This window comes from Vibrio sp. 1557 (assembly GCF_033340175.1).
GTDB lineage: Bacteria > Pseudomonadota > Gammaproteobacteria > Enterobacterales > Vibrionaceae > Vibrio > Vibrio alginolyticus.
Genome location: NZ_JAWOVZ010000085.1, coordinates 1 through 1656 on the forward strand (window position 1 = coordinate 1; position 1656 = coordinate 1656).

Below are 1656 nucleotides of genomic sequence, written 5' to 3' on the forward strand. Positions count from 1 at the left end.
AATTCCTCTTCATAGATATTAAACAGCACCATGGTGACCGCAAAAATCAGTGGACCATAAATCAAACCAATCAAACCAAATAAGTGCAGACCACCCAATAATGAGAAGAAAATCATTAAGGTATTCATGCCTGCGCTGCCTTGCATCAACAATGGACGCAACAAGTTATCAATCGAACCGACGATGACTACACTCCATGCGGTTAGGAAGATTGCCCACGTCATATCACCGGTGAGGAACAAGTACGCGGCGGCTGGTATCCAGATCAACGCCGTACCGACAACTGGAATGAAGGAAGCAAAGCCCATCATGGTGCCCCAGAATAGACCAGGGAAGCCAGCTAGCCACATACCGATACCGCCCGCTAAGCCTTGCGCGATAGCCGTTAAAAACGAGCCCATGACTGCGGACTTCGAAACTTGTTCTATCTCGGTCAAGATTCTATCTTCTTGGCTACGAGAGAGTGGCAAAATATGTCGAATTGCCGAAATGATTTTGTCGTGGTCACGTAATAGGAAGAAAAGCACAAACAGCATCAAGAAAAAATCCATCAAGAAGTTTGTTGCGTCACCCAGAATTTTCGCACTGATCGCGACAAGGTTTGAACCAAAAGTGGTAGCAAATTGCCCGATTTTTTCGGCGATGGCTTTTGGCTCGATTTTATCAAAAGGTAAGTACTCATTAACAATGGATAGACCTTTGATAACCCAAGGATGTTGGAAGATGTCTTGAATGCCACCATTGGTGACCCATTTGTACGTGTTCTGAGAAAAAACGGAGCCTTGTTGAACAATTGCAGCAAACACAAACAGTAGTGGAATGACAATAATGAAGGTCAAAACTACGCACGTGAGCAGCGATGCCGAATTTTTGTGTTTTGGCATTTTACGCTCAAACCACTCATGCACAGGAAACATAAGCAGTGAGATAATGAAAGCCATTACGATCGAATTGATGTAAGGCTCGACCAATAAATAGCAAGCAAAAGCAGCGGCGAGTAGAGCGATCATTAATACACGATGACTCGACGTGATTTTTACGTTGTTTGGCATGAGATAAATCCAACTTACGGATGACGTTTACAATGGCTCGCGTTGATATCAGCGCGAAACCTTTATTACTTTGCACCGGCTTTCCTTTCAGCCTTATGACACAGCTGAATTGGGAAGGGGTAAATGACCTTGTTATAATGACTACAAATCAGATGGTTATCAATCAAGAGATGAAAAATGGGTTGTTGTAACGGCGATAAGAAATGTAAATCTGAGAAGAAAACCAAACGTATTCCGTGGTTTGGCATTGTTCTAGGCGTGTTAGCTGTCTTGGTAATTTTGAACTGGCAATAAAAAAGGACCTTCCGGTCCTTTTCTTATAACTTGCGTATAGCGCTTATTTTGCTTCTGCCGCAATGATTGCAAAACAGCGATCCGCCGCTTCTAGTGTCGCGTCGATCTCTTTTGAACCGTGCGCTAGAGACGTAAAGCTTGCTTCGAATGCTGATGGCGCAAGGTATACGCCGTGATCTAGCATTAAGTGGAAGAAACGCTTGAATCGTTCGATGTCGCACTTAGTTACGTCTTCGTAGCAAGTTACGGTTTCTTGGTCAGTGAAGAAGAAGCCGAACATGCCGCCCACTTGGTTAACAACTAGTGGGAT

At 44.0% G+C, this 1656-nt stretch carries 1 protein-coding gene and 1 pseudogene; both read right to left on the reverse strand.

Features of this window, described 5'->3' with window-relative positions:
* Positions 1–1052 (reverse strand): AI-2E family transporter (locus R7070_RS24780; protein ID WP_318141348.1); only part of this gene is annotated, 1052 nt, incomplete at its 3' end.
* 337 nt (positions 1053–1389) lie between these two features.
* Positions 1390–1656 (reverse strand): annotated as a pseudogene (locus R7070_RS24785) (aspartate aminotransferase family protein); the annotation flags it as partial.